16 protein-coding genes are annotated in these 21,079 nt (G+C 73.7%); 4 read left to right on the forward strand and 12 right to left on the reverse strand.

The features are described from left to right. Positions 1 to 103: 103 nt before the first annotated feature. Positions 104 to 697: a nucleotidyltransferase family protein gene (locus ACN27C_RS19020; RefSeq protein ID WP_422747114.1), complete on the forward strand. Its 594-nt coding sequence runs from the start codon at positions 104 to 106 to the stop codon at positions 695 to 697. Between the two features lie 87 nt (positions 698 to 784). After that, positions 785 to 1,501, forward strand: a complete 717-nt coding sequence (locus ACN27C_RS19025) for a VOC family protein (protein WP_422747116.1) — start codon at positions 785 to 787, stop codon at positions 1,499 to 1,501. A 36-nt stretch (positions 1,502 to 1,537) separates the two neighbouring features. Here ACN27C_RS19025 and ACN27C_RS19030 read toward each other — a convergent pair whose 3' ends face one another. From ACN27C_RS19030 to ACN27C_RS19065, 8 genes are read right to left on the reverse strand one after another with little or no spacing between them, the layout of a single operon-like run. Further along, positions 1,538 to 3,181 (reverse strand): DUF4127 family protein, encoded by a 1,644-nt coding sequence (locus tag ACN27C_RS19030; RefSeq protein ID WP_422747118.1) that lies wholly within the window; start codon positions 3,179 to 3,181, stop codon positions 1,538 to 1,540. Continuing rightward, on the reverse strand, positions 3,178 to 3,891 hold the full coding sequence (locus ACN27C_RS19035) for an N-acetylmannosamine-6-phosphate 2-epimerase (protein WP_252447662.1): 714 nt from the start codon (positions 3,889 to 3,891) through the stop codon (positions 3,178 to 3,180). Before ACN27C_RS19035 ends, ACN27C_RS19030 begins: the two co-directional genes overlap by 4 nt. Beyond that, positions 3,888 to 4,808, reverse strand: coding sequence for an ROK family protein (locus ACN27C_RS19040; protein ID WP_422747121.1), 921 nt, complete (start codon positions 4,806 to 4,808; stop codon positions 3,888 to 3,890). Before ACN27C_RS19040 ends, ACN27C_RS19035 begins: the two co-directional genes overlap by 4 nt. Then, positions 4,805 to 5,647 (reverse strand): carbohydrate ABC transporter permease, encoded by an 843-nt coding sequence (locus ACN27C_RS19045; protein WP_120569024.1) that lies wholly within the window; start codon positions 5,645 to 5,647, stop codon positions 4,805 to 4,807. The genes ACN27C_RS19040 and ACN27C_RS19045 overlap by 4 nt, the downstream gene beginning before the upstream one ends. Then, positions 5,637 to 6,584 (reverse strand): carbohydrate ABC transporter permease, encoded by a 948-nt coding sequence (locus ACN27C_RS19050; protein ID WP_422747123.1) that lies wholly within the window; start codon positions 6,582 to 6,584, stop codon positions 5,637 to 5,639. The genes ACN27C_RS19045 and ACN27C_RS19050 overlap by 11 nt, the downstream gene beginning before the upstream one ends. An 11-nt stretch (positions 6,585 to 6,595) precedes the next feature. Next, entirely contained in the window at positions 6,596 to 7,879 is a 1,284-nt protein-coding gene (locus ACN27C_RS19055) for an ABC transporter substrate-binding protein (RefSeq protein ID WP_120569026.1), read from the reverse strand. Between the two features lie 21 nt (positions 7,880 to 7,900). After that, positions 7,901 to 9,496: an FAD-dependent oxidoreductase gene (locus ACN27C_RS19060; protein WP_422747126.1), complete on the reverse strand. Its 1,596-nt coding sequence runs from the start codon at positions 9,494 to 9,496 to the stop codon at positions 7,901 to 7,903. Between the two features lie 40 nt (positions 9,497 to 9,536). After that, positions 9,537 to 10,583, reverse strand: coding sequence for a LacI family DNA-binding transcriptional regulator (locus ACN27C_RS19065; protein WP_308212706.1), 1,047 nt, complete (start codon positions 10,581 to 10,583; stop codon positions 9,537 to 9,539). 383 nt (positions 10,584 to 10,966) lie between these two features. Here ACN27C_RS19065 and ACN27C_RS19070 point away from each other — a divergent pair, with 383 nt between their 5' ends. Further along, positions 10,967 to 11,452: a hypothetical protein gene (locus ACN27C_RS19070; protein WP_422747129.1), complete on the forward strand. Its 486-nt coding sequence runs from the start codon at positions 10,967 to 10,969 to the stop codon at positions 11,450 to 11,452. Position 11,453: 1 nt separating this feature from the next. On the opposite strand, the gene ACN27C_RS19075 is transcribed toward ACN27C_RS19070, so the two are convergent. The 4 genes from ACN27C_RS19075 to ACN27C_RS19090 form a co-directional block, all read right to left on the reverse strand. Beyond that, positions 11,454 to 12,263: a metal-dependent hydrolase gene (locus ACN27C_RS19075; protein ID WP_357897454.1), complete on the reverse strand. Its 810-nt coding sequence runs from the start codon at positions 12,261 to 12,263 to the stop codon at positions 11,454 to 11,456. Between the two features lie 119 nt (positions 12,264 to 12,382). Further along, positions 12,383 to 14,836, reverse strand: a complete 2,454-nt coding sequence (locus tag ACN27C_RS19080; RefSeq protein WP_422747131.1) for a protein kinase domain-containing protein — start codon at positions 14,834 to 14,836, stop codon at positions 12,383 to 12,385. 80 nt (positions 14,837 to 14,916) lie between these two features. After that, a complete protein-coding gene (locus ACN27C_RS19085; RefSeq protein WP_422747133.1) occupies positions 14,917 to 16,242 on the reverse strand; it encodes a glycosyltransferase family 4 protein in 1,326 nt (441 codons plus the stop codon). A gap of 130 nt (positions 16,243 to 16,372) precedes the next feature. Beyond that, positions 16,373 to 18,316, reverse strand: a complete 1,944-nt coding sequence (locus ACN27C_RS19090) for an amylo-alpha-1,6-glucosidase (RefSeq protein WP_422747135.1) — start codon at positions 18,314 to 18,316, stop codon at positions 16,373 to 16,375. Between the two features lie 42 nt (positions 18,317 to 18,358). Here ACN27C_RS19090 and ACN27C_RS19095 point away from each other — a divergent pair, with 42 nt between their 5' ends. After that, entirely contained in the window at positions 18,359 to 21,079 is a 2,721-nt protein-coding gene (locus ACN27C_RS19095; protein ID WP_422747137.1) for an MGH1-like glycoside hydrolase domain-containing protein, read from the forward strand.

The following is a 21,079-nucleotide window of genomic DNA, read 5'->3' on the forward strand; positions in this document are numbered from 1 at the left end:
GGCCGCGCTCGTTGGGTCCGGTGTGCGTACGACGGGACGGACCGGGCGGCTGTGCCCGGTCCGTCCCCAGATCGAGGGGGCACCGCTGAACCGGATCGCTGCAATGATCATCGCCGCCGGTGGCGGCCGCCGCATCGGCGGACCCGAAGCGCTGCTGCACCAGGGCGAGAAGCCGCTGGTCAGCCAGATGATCGACACGATGGCTGAGGCGGGCTGCGCACAGGTCGTGGTCGTCCTGGGCGCGGCGGCCGAGCAGGTGCGGCAGACCACCGACCTGAGCGGCGCCACCGTCGTGGTCAACCGCGCCTGGGGCACCGGCGTGGGCTCCTCGATCCGGGCCGGGCTCGCCGCGCTCACCGACGACGAGATCGAGGCGGTGGTCGTGGTGCCGGTGGACATGCCCGGGCTCACCGCGGCGGCGGTCCGCCGGGTCACCGCGCTGCCGTACCCGGACGTGCTGGTCTGCGCCACCTACGACGGGCTGCGCGGCTACCCGATGCTGTTCGGCCGCCGGCACTGGTCCGGCATCGCCACGCTCGCCAGCGCCGACGTGGGGGCGCGGCCGTACCTGCTGGCGCACAAGGACCAGATCGTCGACATCGCCTGCGACTCGGTGGCCGACGGCAGCCGGATCGACAGCCCGGAGCTGATGGCGCTCTACGGCCTGTCCATCCCCGAACAGCGCGTCGGCGCCTGACGGCCCGAAATCCGGCTGCGCGCCCGGACCGCCCGGCCTACGCTCCTGACCTGCCGCCGACGACGACGGCGGATCGGAGACGGGCAGATGGCGGTACACCTCTACGCGGTCAGCCTCGACGCGGGCGACCCACGACGACTCGCGCGGTTCTGGTCCGGGGTGCTGGGCCGGGAGATCATCGACGACCCGCGCGAGGGCGTGGCGCTGGGCCCGGACGCCCACAGCGACTTCCGCATCCGCTTCCTGCCCAGCGACGCGCCGAAGACCGTGCAGAACCGCGTGCACTTCGACGTGACCAGCGCGTCGCCGCAGGCCCAGCAGGAGACGGTCGACCGCGCGCTGGCGCTGGGCGGGCGGCACATCGACATCGGCCAGGGCCCGGACGACGACCAGGTGGTGCTCGCCGACCCGGAGGGCAACGAGTTCTGCGTCATCGGGGCGGGCAACACCTTCCTCGCCGGCTGCGGCCCGGTCGGTGCGGTCAACTGCGACGGTACGCGGGCCGCCGGCCTCTTCTGGAGCGAGGCGCTGGGCTGGCCGCTGGTCTGGGACCAGGACGAGGAGACAGCGATCCAGTCGCCGCGCGGAGGCGCGAAGGTCACCTGGAGCGGTCCGCCGCTGATGGACCGCGGCGACGGGGACCGCGTACACCTGGATCTGGTCGCGGACGGTGATCGGGACGCGGAGATCGACCGGCTGCTGGCGCTCGGCGCGACCCGGGCCGGTACGGGAAGACACACCGCCGGCGACGTGGTGCTGGCCGACCCGGACGGCACCGAGTTCTGCCTGCTGACACCCCGCTGAGGCGGGTGCGGCCCCGGGGGACCGCACCCGCACCGGTCAGCGCAGCCGCAGGCTCGGCTCCAGCGTGACCTCGAACAGCCGGTCCCACGGCAGCTCGACCCGTACCGCCGTGACCCGGTCCAGCGTCGCGGTGAACGTCTTGCGTCCGCGTCGGCCGAGCACCAGCTCGTGCCCGGCGAAGTGGTCGGCGAAGTACCGCTCGGTCAGCGGCACCAGCCGGTCGCGTACCCAGCCGTCGAAGTAGCGCTTCTGCTCGGCGGTCAGCGCCAGCGGATCCCAGCCCTGCGCCCGGGCGTGCGCGTACGCGTCGGCCTGCACCACGTTCTTCCACGGGTCGTCCTTGACGAACCGGTAGAGCAGGTACTCGGCGTGCGCCTGGGCCGGCCCGCGCAGCTCCGGCACGCCGAAGCCGCTGCCGGAGGAGCGCAGGTACGCCCACCGCGCGGTGCCGTGCGCGAGCGCCAGCCCGAGCGCGTTGCCGCCGGTGTTCCACCCCGAGTACGACAGCAGCGCGGGCAGGTCCAGCCGGGTCTCCATCCGGGACACCAGGTCGTGGTCGCCCTTGTTGACGATCAGCGGGTCCACCACGACCACCGGGGTGCCGGCGGCCAGCAGCTCGCCGATGCGGCCGACGAACGCGTCCAGGTCGGCGCCCCGCTGCCCGGTCGTGGCCGACGGGGTGTTCACCGCGAGGACGATGTCCGCGTCGCCGGTCACCACCCGGCCGCCCACCGAGGTGACGTGCCGGCGGATGTTCTCCGCGAACGGGATGCCCTCCAGCGCGGCGGTCCAGCCCTCGCCGGACACCCCGGCGTACTCCACCCGGTAGGTGGGCGCGGCGCCGGCGGCGACGACGCGCGCGACGAGCAGCGCGTTCACCTCGTCGGCGCCGGGGAAGATCTCCACCCGGTCGCCGACGCCGAGCCGCGCCACCAGCGCCTCCAGCTCGACCCGCTCGGCACGGGCCAGGCCGACCGGCGCGGTGTCGTCCTCGGAGAGCACCAGGTGGCTGATCGTCCCGTCCGCCACCCACTCCACCATCAGCCGGTTGACCTGGTGGTTGCGTGCCCGCGCGGCCAGGTAGTCCTCGACCACCGCGTCCGGGATGCGCGCCCGTACGGCGTCGAGCTGGGCCCGCAGCGCCTCCTGGCCCAGGTTGACCACCTGGTCGTACAGCTTGGCCCACTGGACCAGCAGGTCACGGTAGTTGTCCAGGTCGGTGCCGGTGCTGGTGATGGCGAGCCGCTGGATCGTGTCGTGTACCTCGATCACCGTGTCCGACCCGCGTGTGCGCAGCCGCCGGATCGCCTCCAGGTTGCGCAACGCGTCGGCCAGCGCCGGTGCGGCGGTACGCGAGGCGATGAGGCCCCCGTACGCCAGCATGCTCACCGAGATCACGTACCCGTCGACGCCGTCGGTGCCGTCGAGCCAGCGGGCGATGCCGGCGCCGTCGCCGGGGGTGAAGAAACGGCCCAGCAGGTCCCGCGGCGGCAGCAGCACCTCGGCGCCGGCGCTCGCGGCGGTCATCTCGGCGCAGTACGTGTTGACCGGCCGGTCGTCCAGCGGCACCAGCGCCACGCTCGGTCCCCGGCCGGCGGGCCGGGCGACGGCGGGGCCGCCGAGGGCCACGGTGGCCAGGCCGGCCGCGCCGGTGGCCGCAAGAAGCGTTCTTCTCTTCATCGATGCTCCCTCTTCTCCGGTGCGCTCGCCGCCCGGGGGGTGGCCGGAACCAGCCGGCGGGTGATCCACAGCGGTGAGGTGACGGCGTTGCCCGTCACCACCGCGTGGGCCCCCGCCTCGAAGGCCCGGCTGATCTGCTCCGTGGTGCGGTAGCGCCCCTCGGCGATCACCGGCACGGGCAGCAGCGCGGCGAGTCGCGCCACGAGCCCGAGGTCGGGCCCGTCGATCGTTGGGCCGGCCGGCGTGTAGCCGGACAGCGTGGTGGCGACCGCGTCCGCGCCGGCCTCGACGGCGGCGACGCCCTCGGCCACTGTGGAGACGTCGGCCAGGACCAGCGCTTCGGTCTGCTCGTGCACCGCGCGGACGGTGTCGGCGAAGGTCCGGCCGTCGGGCCGGGGACGGTCGGTGGCGTCCACCGCGACGACGTGCGACCCGGCCCGCGCCGCTTCGAGGGCGTGCCCGGCGGTCGGGGTGATGAAAACGCCCTGCGTGCCGTGCTTGTACAGCCCGATCACCGGCACGTCGACGGCGGCGCGTACCGCCCGCACGTCGTCGGGGCCGTTGACCCGGACCGCCACCGCGCCGCCGCGGACCACGGCGGCGGCCACGCGGGCCTGGACGTACGGGTCGCGCATCGGGTCGTCCGGGTCGTCGGGCAGGGGCTGGCAGGACACGACCAGCCCGCCGGCCAGTTCGTCCAGGACACTCACGTGCTGGTTCCTCCGTCGTGGTGGTTCGGTGCGGTGGCGAGCCGGGCGGCGCCGACCACCACCGCGTCGGCGCGCAGCGCCGCGGGAAGCAGTGGCACGTGCGCCCAGCCGCCTGGTAGCTCCGCCCGGTAGGCGGCAGTCGCGGAGGGCAGCAGGGTGCCGGCGGCGCCACCGGCGACCAGGACGGCCTCGGGGTCGAGCAGCGCGACCAGCCCGGCCAGTGCCGCGCCGAGCGCGGCGCCGGCCCGCTCGACGACCTGCCGGGCGGTCGCGTCACCGGCCGCCGCGCGCCGCGCCACCTCCCGCCCGGCGACCGGGTCACCGCCGGCCAGCGCGTACGCGGCGGACAGGCCGGTGCCGGAGGCGATCGCCTCCAGGTGCCCGTACCGGCCGCAGCCGCAGCGCAGCCGGTGCGCGTCCGGGACCGGCAGGTGCCCGAGCTGGCCGGCCGCGCCCCGGGCGCCGCCCTCGACCCGCCCGTCGCGGACGATCGCGCCGCCCAGCCCGGTGCCGACGGCGGCCAGCAGCACGTGCCCCCGGCCCCGTCCGGCGCCGGCCCAGCACTCGCCGAGCGCCGCCGCGCTCACGTCGTTGGTGACGCGCACCGGCCGGCCAAGCCGTGCGGCCAGCTCGTCGGCCACCGGGGTGCCGGCCCATCCGGGCAGGCTGCCGGTCGCGTACCTGATGACGCCGGTCGCCGGGTCGACGGTGCCCGCGGTGCCCACCCCGACCGGCCCGTGGCCGGCGGCGGCGAGCAGGTTCGCGGCCAGGCCGGCGGCGGTGTCCAGCACCGCGGCCGGCCCGCTGCGGGCGGGGGTCGGCGCCTCCCGGCGGTCGAGCACCCGCGCACCGGGACCGACGAGGGCGGCGGCGGTCTTGGTGCCGCCGATGTCGATCCCGACGACCGGCGCGGTCATCCCTTCAGGCCGGTGTGCGCGAGGCCCTCGACGAACTGCTTCTGCGCGATGACGAACACCGCCAGCACCGGCAGGGCGGTCATCGACGCCGCGGCGAGCTGGACGTCCCACATCGGGCCGCCGTACGCGTCGACGAACTGGGTGAGCGCCTGCGGCAGGGTGAACTTGTCCGGCGAGGACAGGAACACGATCGGTTCCAGGTACAGGTTCCAGCTGTGCAGGAACGTGAAGATGGCCACCGCGCCGAGCGCGGGCCGGGACAGCGGCAGCGCGATCTTCCAGAACGTGGCGAAGCGTCCCAGCCCGTCGACCCGGGCCGCCTCCTCCAGCTCACCGGGGAGGCTGATGAAGAACTGCCGCATGATGAACGTCGCCAGCACGCTCGGCGCCCCGAAGATCGGCACCAGGATCAGCGGCCAGTGCGTGTCGATCAGGTCGAGCTTGAAGAACATCTGGAACAGCGGCACGATCGTCACCTCGCTCGGGATGAGCAGGCCCGCGAGGACGACCAGGAACAGCACGTTCTGCCCCCGGAACCGGATCCGCGCGAACGCGTACCCGGCCAGCGACGCCACCGCCAGCGTGCCCACGGTGACCAGCAGCGCGATGTAGAGGCTGTTCAGGTACTGCTGCCCGAACGGCTGCAGCTCGAACACCCGCCGGTACGCGTCCACCCGCGGATCGGTCGGCAGCAGTTGCGGCGGGAAGGAGAAGATGTCCGCCACCGGCTTCAGCGACGAGGTGACCATCCACCACGTGGGGAACACGAACGGAACGGCCAGGACCATCAGTACGCCGTAGAGCACCAGCTTGGTCCGCCGGGACAGCTCACGATTCATGGAAGACCCACCTCTTGCGCATCTGCCACTGCAGCACCGTCAGCGCGAGCACGATGACGAACAGCAGGATCGACAGCGTCGCGCCGTAGCCGAAGTGATGGAACTGGAAGGCCTGCTGGTAGAGGTAGTAGACGAGCACCGTGGTCGAGGTGCCGGGCCCACCCTGGGTGAGCACCGCGATCTGCGCGAACACCTGCAACGAGCCGACCACCGTGATGATCGACGTCAGCATGATCGTCGGGCTGATCAGCGGCACGGTGATCCGCCAGAACTGGCGCATCCGGCTCGCGCCGTCGACCTCGGCGGCCTCGTACAGCTCGGCCGGCACGCCCTGGAGCGCGGCCAGGAACAGCACCATGTTCAGGCCGACGTTCTTGAACACCTGCACGACGATCACGGACAGCATCGCCGTGCCCTCGCCGCGCAGCCAGTTGGGCCCGTCGACGCCGATGGTGTCGAGCAGGCCGTTGACGCCGCCGTTGTCCTGCAGCAGGAAGCCCCAGACGATGGTCCACGCGACCAGCGAGACCACCACGGGGGAGAAGAACAGCGTGCGGAACACGATCGTGCCGCGCAGCTTCTGGTTGAGCAGGACGGCCAGCAGCAGCGCCAGGCCGAGGTTGAACACGACCAGACCGACCGAGAACAGGCCGGTCGACCGCAGCACCGGGCCCAGGTTGGGGTCGTCGGCCAGCGCGGCGTAGTTGTCGGTGCCGATGTAGTCGAAGCTGCCGGCCAGCACGTTCCACTCGTGCAGGCTGTACCAGAACACGAGGACCAGCGGCAGGATCACGAAGACCACGCTGCCGAGCAACTGCGGGGCGATGAACAGGTATCCGGTGAGCTGGTCCCGGCGGCGGGTGGTCCAGAACGGCCGGGCCCGGCCCGGGGTGGGCCCGGCAGCAGCCGGGCCCACCCTGGTGTCCGTCTGGGTCATGATCCTCGGCCCTACTTCGCCAGCAGCGGCTGGATCTTGGTGCAGACGCCGTCGAGTACGCCCTTGACGTCCGCGTCCGCCTGCCACAGCGGGTCGAGCGCGGCACGCACCTGCTGGCTCAGCTCGGCCTGCCCGGCGTGGCTGGGCTTGACCACGCCGTTGGTGATGCCGTCGATGACGACCTTCTGCAGCTGCTCCGGCTTGAGCTTCGGGTTCGTCTTGGCCAGCGTCTCGGCGGTGAGCTGGGACTGCCGCGGCGGCGGGAAGAACTGGGCCAGCTTCGCCGAGTTCGCGGGGTTGGTGAAGAAGGCCAGGAAGTCGGCGGCCTGCTCGGCGTGCGGGCTCTTCTTCAGCACGCCGATGCCGGCCTGGCCGGACACCGCGTACGGACCCTTCGGGCCGGCCGGCAGCGGGACCAGGTCCCACTCGAAGCCGTCGTCCTTCAGCAGCGAGGCGCGGGAGATCTGGGTGACGGTCATGGCCGCGTCACCGGCGAAGAAGTCGGCAGTCGTGCCCGGTCCGGGCAGCGCCTTGCCGGTGAAGATCGCCTTGTGCAGCGTGGTCATCGCCTCAACCATCTCCGGGCTGTTGAAGCCGCAGCTCCGGCCGTCCTCGCTCCACGCCTGGGCGCCCCAGCCGGTCCAGAACGTGGCCAGGTTGTCCCAGCCCTTGTAGTCGAAGTCGCGGAACACGAGCCCGGCCTTGCCGGACTTCGCCGCTGTGGCGCCGGCCGCGGCCAGCGCGGTGTCCCAGTTCCACTGACCGGCCGCGATCAGCTCGGCCGGCGTCTTCTGCCCGGCCTTCTTGAGCATGTCGTTGTTGACGAACACGCCGAACGGCGAGGTCGAGAACGGGTACGCGAAGAGCTTCCCGTCGTCCTGCCAGAGCTTCAGCGTGGCGGGGGACAGGTCGTCGTACTGGTAGCCCTCGGCCTTCTTCAGGGTGTCGTCGAGCGGGCGCAGCGCGCCGGAGGCGACGAAGTCCGGAGCCGAGTTCTCGAAGATCCACGCCAGGTCCGGCGCGTTGCCACCGGCGATCTGCGTGGTCAGCGTCGTGGTGTAGTTCTCGAACGGCAGCGGGTCGAACTTGATCTCCGCGACGTCCGGGTTGTTCTTCCGGTACTCGTCGGCGATCTCGTTGAACAGCTTCATGTGCGCCTCGTTGGCGGACCAGACGGCCATTCGCAGGCTGACCGGACCGTCGTCCTCGGCCCCGTCGCCACCGCCACAGGCAGTAAGCGCGAGCACACCGGCCATGGTCGCCGCGACCAGACCGGACAATCTTCCGTATCTCACTTTCGTCTCCTCACCGGGGGTTCAGTAACCCGCGACCTGCGGCCAGCGGCATTCCACGCCGGCGGCCGAGATGCGGTCCGTGAATTCGGCCAGCAGGCGGGGGGTGCCGCGGACCGCGCGCGGGGACTCGCCCCGCGCAAGGCAGAAGTCGGCGAGCAGGCCGGCGACCTCACCGACGTTCCACTCGACCGGGTGCAGCCGGTAGCTGCCGTTGGTGATGTGCGTGGTGCCGATGTTCTTGCCGGCCGGCAGCAGGTTCTCCATCCGCTGCGGGATGAGCGCGCCGAGCGGGATCTCGAACGGGCAGGAGCCGACGTCGATGTAGTTGTCGCCGCCGGTCGACGGGTGCAGGTCGATGCGGTACATGCCGACGCCGACGGAGTCGGGGTAGCTCACCGCGCCGTGCTCGCCGCGTACCGCGAGGGAGAGGTCCTGCTCGGCCACCGTGTACTCGGCGCGGATGCGGCGCGACTCCCGGATGTAGGGGGCCTGCGCCAGCCCGTCGGCGCTGCCGGTCACGTCGCCGCGCAGCCGCAGCCCGGGGAAGCCGGTGCCGCCGTCGGGGCGGGGCGCCTCGGTCTGCAGCCAGTACAGGACGGAGTACGACAGCTCGCGCGCCTGGGACAGGTGCCAGGACGCGTTCGGCACGTCGATGACCGGTCCCTCGAAGTAGTCGATCATCGGCCAGTTGACGAGTGTGATGTCGCTGCCGTACGCGCCGTCGACGAAGTTGCGCCGCGCCGCGATGCGCCGGAACGTCCACAGGTTGCCGTCGCCCGGGTTGAGCCGCTGGTCGGCGTTGACGCCCAGCGGGTCGTCGTCCGGGTTCGGGGTGAAGCTGCGCTCGACGATCTCCAGCGTGCGCGGGTGCGGCGACCGCCAGGACAGCAGCCGGTCGCCCCAGAAGTCGGGCTTGTAGTCGCGCCAGAAGTCGTAGCCGGCGGGACGGTCGATGGTGTGGTCGCCGTCGACGTGGTCCAGCGCGAAGCAGACGGACACCGCCTGCATGTTCAGCGGCTGCGCCTCGGCGGGCGCGCTCGGCTCACCGGTCTGCGACTGCGACTCGAACCCGGTCACGTACTCGGTGCCGGTCAGCGGCAGCAGCTCACCGGTCTCGGTGGCGTCCAGGACGTACGGCGCCTCCACCTCGATCCGCTCGTCGCGGTCCCGGTGGGCGAGCGTGACGCCGGTGACCCGGTCGCCGTCGGTCTCGGCCGCGACCGGCCGGTACGGCTGGAGCACCGTCAGCCGCCCGGACCCCCGGTACGGCGCGAGCATCTGCTCCAGGACGGCGACCGCCACCCGGGGCTCGTGACAGAGCCGGCTCACCCAGCCGGCGCCCGGGTTCAGGTCGGTCCACGCCCGGGACCGCTCGGTCAGCGGGTAGTGGCGGCGGTAGTAGTCGCGGATGCCGTCGCGCAACTCCCGGTAGCTCGCGGTGGCGCCGAACTGCTCGATCCAGGAGTGCTCGTCCGGCGGGACCGCCTGGCTGGTGAGCTGCCCGCCGAGCCAGTCGAACTCCTCGGTCAGGATGACGGACCGCCCGGCACGGGCCGCGGCCAGCGCCGCGGCGACACCGCCCAGTCCGCCCCCGACGACGAGGACGTCCGCACGCATTAGTACCACTTGCTTCCTTCCAGTTGCGCGGCCGGGCGTGTCAGCGCCGGTCGGCCGCCGTTCCAGGGACGCCGAGGGTGTCGCCCTCGACGAGTTCGCAGGGCAGGAGCCGTTGCTGGAGGCCGCCGGCGCTGCCGTCGATGACGCCGGTGAGCACCTCGACGGCCTGGCGGCCCATCTCCTCACGCGGGATGCGGAACCCGGTGAACGTGATGTCGGTGGGCACCGGGACGGTCGGGTCGCCGAGGGTCACGACGGACAGGCCACCGGGCACCGTCAGCCCCTTGCGGCGGGCGGCCGCCTCCAGCGCCACGGCGGTGGCGAAGTCCTCCACGAAGGCGACGGTGCTGCCGTCGGCCCGCAGGTCGTCCACTGTTGCGTCGGCGGTCTCCGCCGTCGCGGTGATCTGGCGGGCGCTCTCCGCGCCGGCCGCGCCGGCGTGGAAACCACTGCGCCGGTCGTGCGAGGACTCGGCCGCGGTGCCCATGCCCACGTACGTCAGGCGCCGGTGCCCCAGGTCCAGCGCCCGATCCGCCAGCCGGTGGACCGCGCTGGCGTAGTCGGCGCCGACGTAGGGCACCGGTCCGCCGGCGTCGTCGCGGCGCCCGACGGCGACGTAGGGGAACCCGTCGCGGTTGAGCCGGAGCAGCTCCGCGCCGTCGATCTCCCGGCCGAGCAGGATGCATCCGTCGGCCAGGCGCAGCCGGTTGTCCTGGTGGAAGATGCGCCGCCGGCCGTCCACCACCGGCGCGCTGGTGAACAGCAGCAGGTCGCAGCCGACCCGTTCGGCGTACTCCTCGATGCCGAGCAGGAACGGGTGGAAGAAGTCCCGGCTGCCGCTGGGGAAGGCCGGCTCGTAGGTGAAGACGCCGATGATCCGGTTGAACCCGGAGGCGAGGCGGCGCGCGGCCGGGTCGGCGGCGTACCCCGTCTCGGCGATGACCTGCAACACCCGGTCCCGTGTCTCCGGCGCGATCCGGACGTCGGCGTCGGTGCGGTTGTTGAGCACCAGCGACACGGTCGCCTGGCTGACGCCGGCCATTCGCGCGATGTCACGCTGGGTGACACGCCTGGGGGGAGGAGTCACGTCGGTCCTTCCACTGCCGCTAATGCGTATTAGCGATCGGGTCGGGATGGAGCCTCGCTGCTCTCCCGGCGTCCTGTCAAGGGGTGGGCGGGAGATTTCCGTTCGATGAACTCCCTGATCTAATGCGGATTAGCAGCGCGACCGCCGCCGCCCGACGGCTGTTCGGGCGGGGGATCTTGACAAGGATGGACCGAGCGCGCGACAGTAGGCGGACCTCGGCGCTAATGCGCATTAGCGTGTCGTCGATCGCCCGCGCGGGCGATCGACGACTACTGCTTCCCTACCCAGAGTGATATCAGGTGGGGCCTCAGCCCACCGCCACCCCGGGCACTACCGTTCTCATCGGACGGTCGTGGCGCCGTCCGTACGGGGGAGGGGACAACGTGGGCACCACTGTCGCTCGTCATCTCGCGGGAGCCGCGGCGGCGTGGCTCGTCGTCGTCGCGGAGGCGGTCGTCGGCTACCTCGGGCTGCTGGCGTACGCGCTCGTCACCGGCGCCGACCCGGGCGGCCCGCTGGCCGGACCGCTGCTGGTGCTGATCGCGGCGTTGCTCGGCGTGGCCGCGCTGCCGCTGCTGTTCGCGCCGGCGGTCGCGCTCGGTGAGGCCGCGGGCCGGCGGCGGACCGGTCCGGCGCTCGCATTCGCCGGGCTCGTCGCGGTCGTGCTGGCCGCCGGGTACGCCGCCGCGGCGGCGGTCGCCACGGACGTGCCCGGCGCCCGGGTGCCGCTGGTGGCCGGGATCGCCGCGCTGCTGGTCCTCCCGCCGACGGCGGCGTACGTGCTCACCGCCGGCCGTGTGGGATGGACGGCCCGGATGATCCGGCACCGGGCGGCCACGGCTCGTGCGGTGCGCGCCGAGGCGGGCTGACCTACACCTGGATGTCGAAGCGCTGCAGCACCGAGGGGGCGACCAGCCCCACCGCGGCCAGCACGGACAGGATCGTCATCGCGGTGCGCAGCACCACCGTCTCGGCCTTGCTGCCGGTACGCAGGGCGATCTTGTTGGGCAGGCCGACCATCGTCCACATGCGGCGTCTGATCGGGATGGGCCAGAGGATCGGCACGCCGGCCCGGGTGATCATGTCGCCGAGGATGTGCACGAAACAGCCCACGCCGACCGCGAGCCCGATCATCGGATAGCCCCGGTCGCCGGGCAGGTTGGCGAACGTGAACCAGGCCGCGGCGGCGGACACCAGCGTCACCACCACCCAGCCGGCGCGCTCGGCCCACTTGTCGAAGAGCCCGCGCAGCGCCAGGCCGATCATGAAGAAGAGGATGCCGACCACCGCCCACTTGCCGTAGTGGGCGCACAGCGCGGTGGTGCCCCAGCCGACGAGCACAGTGAACGGAATGGTGTGGGTCAGCGTGCGGTGCCCGTTGTTGCGGCGCGGATCCTTGCTGAGCTTGGTGGCGTAGTAGACGCCGAGCGAGATCTTCTCCATCACCTCGGCGACGAAGAGGCTGACCACACCGAACGTGCGGGCCACGGTCGCGCCGCCCTGGTTACGGGTGACCTTCCCGGACAGGTCGAGGTCGGGGAAGAGGGCCCCACCGGCGCAGACCGCGGTGCCCACCGCCAGGGCCAGCGGTGTCTGGTGGTAGTCCGCGAACTGGGCCATCGCCCAGGAGCCGGTCAGCCACACCGCCGCGCCCGAGAGCGCGTGGGACGGTCCCATCATCTCGGCTCGCCCTTCCCGAAGATCTTGATCCACAAAAACTACGCCACTGTAGTCAGCCCGTGCGACAGCGGGGCATCAGCCGGACGGTCCACTGGGGAAGGGGTGCCGCGGGCGCCGCCTCAGCCTGCCGTACGGGTGGGCTTGACGGTGCCGAGGCTCGCGCGGATGACGGCGAACTGCTTCGAGGCGGCGGGCCAGTCGGCGTCGGACGTGGTCCAGCCGAGCGTCCAGCCGGCCCGTTCGCCGGGCAGGACGCGCATCGCGTGCATCCGCTCCCCGTAGGGCGCGGTCCAGAGGCACTCCCACGCCGCGCCCGGGCCGTCGGACTCCAGCCGGACGCGCAGGTAGTCCGGCAACCGGCCGGCCGAGGTCAGATCCCGCTCGGACGACTTCAGCCGGCCCACCGGATCACCACCCGGGTACGGCTCGACGCCCAGGATGCGACGCGTCGCCGGGTCCTGGAAGCAGGTGGTGTCGCCGGAACGCAGTTGCAGCCAGCCGGCGGGCAGGGCGATGCGGAAGCCGCCGGTGTCGGCGGGCCAGACCCAACCGGCCGGTACGGTCACCCGCGGGTCGTCCGGGGGCGGGCCCTTGCGGACCGGCGTGCCGGCCACGTCGGGCCGGACGCAGGGGAACGGCGGAGGTGGCGCGCCCGGCCCGGGCGGGCGGTCCCAGGGGCGGGCGACGGCCTCGGTCGAACTGCCAGCCTGCGGCGTCTCGTCCCGGCCGCCGGTGATCGCCAGCGCGGTGCCCACACCGGTCGCCACGGCCAGCAGCACGGCTCCCAGCACGAGTCCCCAGCGGTGCAGCGGGTTCCCGTCACCCGAGGTCAGCGGGGGATCGGCGGGGCGGGGGACCCCGGCGGGCCGGGGTGGGGCGGGATGCACCGCGCCGCTGTCGACCGGCCCGCTGTGGGCGACCGGGGGAGGCTTGGCGACCGGCGCGGCGCCGGGGCCGACGATGTGCACCGGGCTGAGGGCGTCGGCGCGGGGCGCCGACTCCGGGCCGGCCGGGCTGCCGGGGTCGACGAAGCTGGTGAGGACCGTCGGGCCGAGGCTGATCGGACCCGGGCGGGCCGGCCCCCTCCGGGGCGGCTCCGGGGTCGCGTCCGGGGCGGCCTGCTCCGGGTCACCGGGGCGTCCCCGTTCCGGGTCGCCGGCCCGGCTCCGTTCCGGGTCACCGGCCCGGGCGCGATCCGGTGGCGCCGCCCGGCCCACCGCCGCCGACCGGCCGACCACACCCGAGCCGCCGATCCCGGCCGAACCACCGGCCGCGGCCCGGCCGTCGCCCCCAGTGGGACCGCCGACCGCACCCGAGCCTGCGACCGCACCCGAGCCGCCGTCGGCCTCGGCGCGACGGTTCGCATCCGGCGGGCCGCCCGGGGACGAGGGACCGCCTGCGTCCACGCGCCCGGCCGCCCCCGAACGGCCGGCCGGGGACGACGGGCTCCCCGCGCCCGCGCGGGCCGCCGGGACAGCGCGGCCGGCGGGGTCAGCGGCGCCGGCCGTGTCCCCGGACGGTGGCGCGCGGTCGCCCTCGGCGGGCGGGGCCCATTCGCTGCGCTTCGCCGCCCGGCTCCACGCGCGGGCGGCGGCGGCCGGCGGCATCAGGTCCGGGTAGATGCCGCCCGGAGCCGCCGGGTTCCCCGGTGACCCCGGCTCGTCACCCGCCGGACCGTCGGCATCTCGTCCGGCGGCCGGCCGGTCGGACGATCCGGCGGGGGCGCGTACCGCGGAGCCGGCGGCCTCCGCGTCGGCCTCCGACACCGCGGCGACGCCGAGCAGGCGCGCCGTCTCGCGGTGCCCGAGGCGGGTACGCGGATCGCGCCGCAGCAGCCCGGCCAGCACCGGCATCAGCGGGCCGGCGTGCGGGGCCGGGTCGGGCGGCCGGGTGGCGAGCGCGGCGAGCGTGGCCATCGCGGTGCTGCGGGCGTACGGCGAGCGGCCCTCCACCGCGGCGTGCAGCGTGGCGCCGAGCGACCACATGTCCGCCTCGACGCTCGACACGCCCTCGGCGGCCCGCTCCGGTGCCACGTACTGGGGGGAGCCGAGGACCAGGCCGGGCCGGGTCATCGCGCCGTCGCCGCCCTCGAACACGGCCAGCCCGAAGTCGGTGAGCAGCACCCGCCCGTCCCGGGCCAGCAGCACGTTCGCGGGCTTCACGTCGCGGTGCAGCACCCCGGCGTCGTGCGCGGCGCGCAGCGCGGCGAGCACCGACAGGCCGATCTCGGCGGCCCGTCCGGGCGGCAGCGGCCCGTCGCTCTCGATGATCTCCTGGAGCGAGCGGGACGGGACGTACTCCATGATCAGCCAGGGCTCGCCCTGGACCCGGACCACGTCGTAGACCCGCACCACGTTGGGGTGGTTGAGGCGCGCGGACGTGCGCGCCTCGCGCAGCGTACGGGCGCGCAGTTCGTCCCGCTCGTTCTCGGCGAGCCAGTTCGGCGGCACGACCTGCTTCACCGCGACCTCGCGTTGCAGCTCCTCGTCGCGCGCCCGCCAGACCTGGCCCATCCCGCCGCGGCCGACCAGTTCGAGCAGGCGGTACCGCCCCGCGATCAATACCTCCCGCACCGCACTCCTCACCGCTGGTCAGTGGTCCACAATAGCCAACGGATCGGACGGTACCTATCGCCTGTCAGTGCGTCATGCCCCTAACCTGCCGCGCCGGCGAGCAGGTTGCCCTCCGGGACGGCGATCGGGGACCGGTCGCCGGCCAGCATGGCGGTGGCCCGGCGGGCCTGGAACGCGTCGTGGTCGCGGCGGGCGGCGGCGTAGCTTCCGGCGGTCCGGGCGGCGATCGCGGACCAGGTGTACCGCCGGCTGACCATGGTCCGGGCCTTGCGCGCCACCCGCCGGGCGAAGACCTCGTCGCCGAGCAGCCGGTCGACGGCGCCGGCCAGCGCGTCCGGGTCGCCGTGCGGGAACGTCACCCCGGTCACGCCGGGCTCGACGATCTCGGCCAGCCCGCCGGTGCGCGCCACCGCGAGCGGTGCTCCGGCGGCCGCCGCCTCCAGCGCGATCATGCCGAACGGCTCGTAGAGGCTGGGGATCACAGTGGCGTCGGTGGCGGCGAGCACCGCGGGCAGCTGGGTGGCGTCCATGAAACCGGCGAACCGGACCGTGTCCCCCAGGTGCAGCCGTCGCGCCTGGTCGACCAGCTCGTCCTTGTACGGCCCGTCCCCGGCGATCACCACCCGCAGGCGGGGGTGCCGCTTCGCCAGGTGCGGCACGGCGTGCACCAGGTGCTGCACGCCCTTCTCGTAGACCAGCCGGCCGGCGTACCCGACGAGCGGCCCGCCCGCGGCGAAGCGCGCCCGGGCGGAGGCGACCGCGTGCGGCCGCGCCCGCCAGGCCCGGTCGTCGACGCCGTTGGCGACCACGTCGATGCGCCCGGCCGGCACGCCGAACAGCCGGGCCACCTGGTCGCGCATGTACCCGGAGCAGACGATCACCCGGCCGGACTCGCCGGCGAGCCAGTGTTCGACGCCGTGGATGGTGCGGTTCATCTCCTCGGGCAGCCAGCCCTGGTGCCGGCCCGCCTCGGTGGCGTGGATGGTGGTCACCAGCGGCACGTCGAGATGCTCGGCCAGCGTGACGGCGGTGTGCGCGACGAGCCAGTCGTGGGCGTGGATGACGTCGTAGGAGCCGGTGGAGGCGGCGCGCAGCGCGGCCCGGGTCAGGGTGTGGTTGAACGCCATGGTCCAGGCCAGCAGCGATCCGGTGGCCAGCGGGAACCGGACCGGGTCCTCGGCGGCGCGGACGACGCGCACGCCGTCGGCGTACTCCTCCAGGGGAGCGCCCTCGGCGTGGCGGGTGACGACTGTGACCTCGTGCCCGGCGGCGGCCAGCGCCACGGACAGCGCGTGGACGTGGCGGCCGAGGCCACCGACGAGCACCGGCGGGTACTCCCAGGAGAGCAGCAGCACCCGCAGGCGCCGGGCGGGCTGGATGTCGATCACTTCGGCGTCAGCTGACACGCGGCCCCCTTTGAGTTGTGGCGTCCCCACCCCGGCGGCGGCGTCGCCGCGGTGTCCGGTGGGGTCGCCGCCCATCCTGCCCAGGGGTCGATAACCGGCGGCGACGCGCCGGTTGCCGGTCTGTAACGCGTTACCGGCGCAACCGCCGCGCGCGCAGCAGCTCGGCCACCGACCACGCCTGGAACGGGCATCCGGTGGCCGCGTGCGGAGCCGCGCCGTCGGCGGTCTCGCTCACCGATCCCAGGCCGTCCTCGGCGAGGTGGCCCACGAGCCCCACCAGCAGGTCGTCGGTCGGCAGCCCGGCCCGGCGGTACGCGTCGAGCAGCGGCCCGGTCAGCCACGGCCAGACGGTGCCCTGGTGGTACGCGGAGTCCCGCTCGGCGGGCCCGCCCCGGTGCCGCCCGGTGAAGCCGGGGGAGTCCGGGGCGAGGCTGCGCGGGCCGAGCGGGGTGAACAGCGCCTCGGTGATCCGGCGCAGCGTGGCCTCGTCCGGCTCCAGCGGCGCGTGCGGCAGGGACCAGGCGAGCAGCTGGTTGGGGCGCAGCAGGTCGTCGTCGTGGTGCGCGGCCCCGCCCAGCGGGTACGCGGGCGCCGGCGCGTCGACCACGTCGTGGAGCCAGCCGGCCGGGGCGGGGAACCGCTCCCGGAACGCGGTGCCGGCCCGGCGGTGCAGGTCGTGCAGCGCGGTGGCGTCGCGTCCGGCCAGCTCGGTCAGCTCCGCGAGCCCGGCCAGCCCGTTGATCCACAGCGCGTTGACCTCGACCGGCTTGCCGGTACGCGGGGTCACCGGCACCCCGTACACCCGGGCGTCCATCCAGGTGAGCGCCACGTCCGGCGGGCCGCCCTGGGCCAGCAGCCCGTCGGCCGGGTCGACGCCGATGCCGTACCGGGTGCCCGCCACGTGCGCCTCGACCACGCCGTGCAGCGCGGGCAGCAGCTCGTCGCCCAGGTCGGTGTCGCCGGTGACTGTGACGTGCCGGTGGACCGCGTGCAGGAACCACAGCGTGGCGTCGACGGTGTTGTACTCGACCCGGCCGGTGTCGGCCGTGTTCGCCAGCATGCCCCCGTTCAGCGTGGCCGCGTACGCCCGCAGCAGGTCCCGGCCCTCGTCGGCCCGGTTCGTGCACAGGAACAGGCCCTCGTAGGAGATCATCGTGTCCCGCGACCAGGCCCCGAACCAGGGGTAGCCGGCGACCACGTCCGGGCCGGTGGCGGTGCGTACCACGAACGCGTCGGCGGCCAGCGCGAGCGTCGCCTCGACCGCGTCGCCGGGTTTCGCCGCCGCCACCACGGCCCGGCTGCGCCGCCGGGCCGCCTCGACCACGGCGGTCGCCGGCGGCGGCTCCTCGGCCAGGTCGTCCGCCCAGGCCAGCACCGACACGGTCGCGCCCGGCTCGTCGAGCGCGCCGGTGAACCGGCCCGCGTACCAGAGGTCCTCGTCCGGGTGCAGGCCGCGCTCGGCCTCCGTGCGGTGGCGGACCCCGAGCCACCACTGCCCCTCCGGGGTCCAGTCCGGCCCGGCCAGGCGGTACGCGCCGTCGACCACCGCGCCGCCGGCCGCCGGTTCCAGCCGGGGCGCCGGACCGTCGGCGCGCCGCTCGCCGTGCGCGTCGCGCCAGGTGCACGCCGCGGCCAGGTCCAGCCGCACCGGGCCGCCGGAGATCAGCCGGTGCACCACCGCCACGCAGGAGCGGCCGTACGTCATGGCGATCTCGCGTTCGATCACCACGTCGCCGATGCGCCACCGCCAGCGCGGCACCCCGTCGGCCAGGTCGAAGTGCTCCAGCAGCTCGAAGCCGCGCGGGTCGACCACGCCGGAGGACCACTCGTGCGCGCCCAGGCGGACCTGCCGCCCCGACGGCAGCGTCACCGCCGGGTCGAGGCTCACCAGTCCCACCTTGCGGGACGCCGGCGTGTCAGCGGCCACCACGAGCAGCCCGTGGTACCGGCGGGTGCGCAGCCCGGCGACGGTGCCCATGGCGTACCCGCCGCGCCCGTCCGTGACCAGCCATTCCCGCGCGGCGGCGGCGGACAGCTCGCCGCAGACCCGCGGCCCGAAACGGATGTCGATCAACTTTCCTCCACCGGCAGCGAGGTGTGACATGCCACGACGACAATGGCCGCTGTGGAGAAGTACCCCGGCGGCGTCGAAGATGTGCCAGTGATCACCGACCGGTCGACCTCCGCGTCCCCCGACCCCGAGCGGCACCGGCTCGCCCAGGCCGACGCCGGGGAGCAGGACTGGCGCGCATGGGGCCCCTATCTGTCCGAGCGGGCGTGGGGGACGGTACGGGAGGACTACAGCGAACACGGCACGGCGTGGGACTACTTCCCCCACGACCACGCGCGGTCCCGAGCGTACCGGTGGAACGAGGACGGCATGGCGGGCGTCTGCGACGACCGGCAGACGTTCTGCTTCGCGCTCGCGCTGTGGAACGGGCGCGACCCGATCCTCAAGGAGCGGATGTTCGGCCTCGGCGGCGACGGCGGCAACCACGGGGAGGACGTCAAGGAGTACTGGTGGTACCTCGACAGCACCCCGACGCACTCCTTCATGCGCTGGCGCTACCACTACCCGCAGGCCGCGTTCCCGTACGACGAGCTGGTCGCGGTGAACGCGCTGCGCGGCCGGGACGACACCGAGTACGAGCTGGTCGACACCGGCATCTTCGACGACGACAGGTACTGGGCGGTCACCGTCGACTACGCCAAGGCGTCACCGACCGACATGTGCGTGGTGATCACCGTGGCGAACCGGGGCGACGAGGACGCGACGCTGCACGTGCTGCCCACGCTGTGGTTCCGCAACACCTGGGCGTGGGGGCTGCCCGGCACCGACCGGATGCCGAAGCTGGTCGGCGAGGCGGCCGGGGAGGGGGCCGGCGCCCGGCTCGTCGGTGAGCACTGGGTGCTCGGCCAGCTCCTGCTGTCCGGCGACGGCGACCCGGTGCCGCTGCTGTGCGACAACGAGACCAACGCCGAGCGGCTGTGGGGGCTGCCGGGGCGGTCCGCGTACCCCAAGGACGGCATCAACGACCACGTCGTGGCCGACGCCGCCACCGTCAACCCGGACCGCACCGGCACCAAGGGCGCGCTGCACTACGTGCTGGACGTGCCGGCCGGTGAGCAGCGGCAGATCCGGCTGCGGCTGACCCGTACCGCGCCGCCGCCGGCCGCCGCGCCACCGGCCCCGGCCGACCTGGGCGACGGGTTCGACACCGTGCTGTGGGCGCGCCGGGCCGAGGCGAACCGGTTCTTCGACAGCGTCATCCCGGCCGCCGCCACGCCGGACGAGGCCCTGGTGGCGCGCCAGGCCATCGCCGGGCTGATGTGGGGAAAGCAGTTCTACCACTTCGACGTGGAGCGCTGGCTGGCCGGCGACCCCGGCTCGGCGCCGCCGCCGGCCGGCCGCCGGCACGGGCGCAACAGCGCCTGGTGGCACATGAACAGCTTCGACGTGATCTCCATGCCGGACCCGTGGGAGTACCCCTGGTACGCCGCATGGGACCTGGCCTTCCACTGCGTCACCATCGCCCGGGTCGACCCGGGCTTCGCCAAGGAGCAGATCCTCCTGCTGCTGCGCGAGTGGTACCTGCACCCCAACGGGCAGATCCCGGCGTACGAGTGGGCGTTCGGGGACGTGAACCCGCCGGTGCACGCCTGGGCGGCGCTGAAGGTCTTCGAGATCGACGGCTCCCGCGACCACGAGTTCCTCGCCCGGGTCATGCACAAGCTGCTGCTCAACTTCACCTGGTGGGTCAACCGCAAGGACACCGGCGGCAACAACGTCTTCGAGGGCGGCTTCCTCGGGCTGGACAACGTCGGCCCGTTCGACCGCTCGGCCGCGCTGCCGGTCGCCGGGACGCTGGAGCAGTCCGACGGCACCGGCTGGATGGCCATGTACGCGCTCAACCTGCTCGACATGGCGATCGTGCTGGCCGAGCACGACCGCGCGTACGTGGACACCGCCACCAAGTTCTTCGAGCACTTCGCGTACATCGCCGCGGCGGCGTACCACCAGGGGCTCTGGGACGCCGAGGACGCGTTCTTCTACGACGTGCTGCGGCTGGCCGACGGCACGAAGGTGCCGCTGAAGGTCCGCTCGGTGGTCGGCCTGCTGCCGCTGGCAGCGGTCACCCGGCTGACCGCCCGGACCATGCGCCGCCTGCCCGAGCTGGGCGCGCGGCTGCGCTGGTTCCTCACCAACCGCCCCGAGTACGCCGAGGTGATCGGCGCCCGCCGGCTCGGGCCGGACGGCCGCCAGCAGCGGCTGCTGTCGATGGTCGCGCCGGACCAGGTGGTGCGGCTGCTGGCCCGGATGCTCGACACCGACGAGTTCCTCTCCGAGTACGGGCTGCGCACGCTGTCCCGGGCCCACCTGGACAAGCCGTTCACGGTGACGCTCGGCGGGCAGGAGTTCAGCGTCGGCTACGAACCGGCCGAGTCGACCAGCGGCCTGTTCGGCGGCAACTCCAACTGGCGCGGCCCGATCTGGATGCCGACGAACTTCCTGCTGATCAGCGCGCTGCGCGACTACGCCGCGTTCTTCGGCGACGACCTCCAGGTCGAGTACCCGACCCGGTCCGGGGTGAAGCGCACGCTCGACGAGATCGCCGACGACCTGTCCGCGCGGCTGATCTCCCTGTTCACCCGCGACGACTGGGGGCGGCGGCCGATCTACGGGGCCGCGCAGCTGTTCCAGACCCACCCGGACTGGCGCGACCTGATCTGTTTCCCGGAGTACTTCCACGGCGACAACGGCGCCGGCCTGGGGGCCTGGCACCAGACCGGCTGGACCGCGCTGGTCGCCGACCTGATCCTCACCTTGCGCCGCTGA

This window comes from Micromonospora sp. WMMD1219, assembly GCF_049315215.1.
GTDB classification, from domain to species: domain Bacteria; phylum Actinomycetota; class Actinomycetes; order Mycobacteriales; family Micromonosporaceae; genus Micromonospora; species Micromonospora tulbaghiae.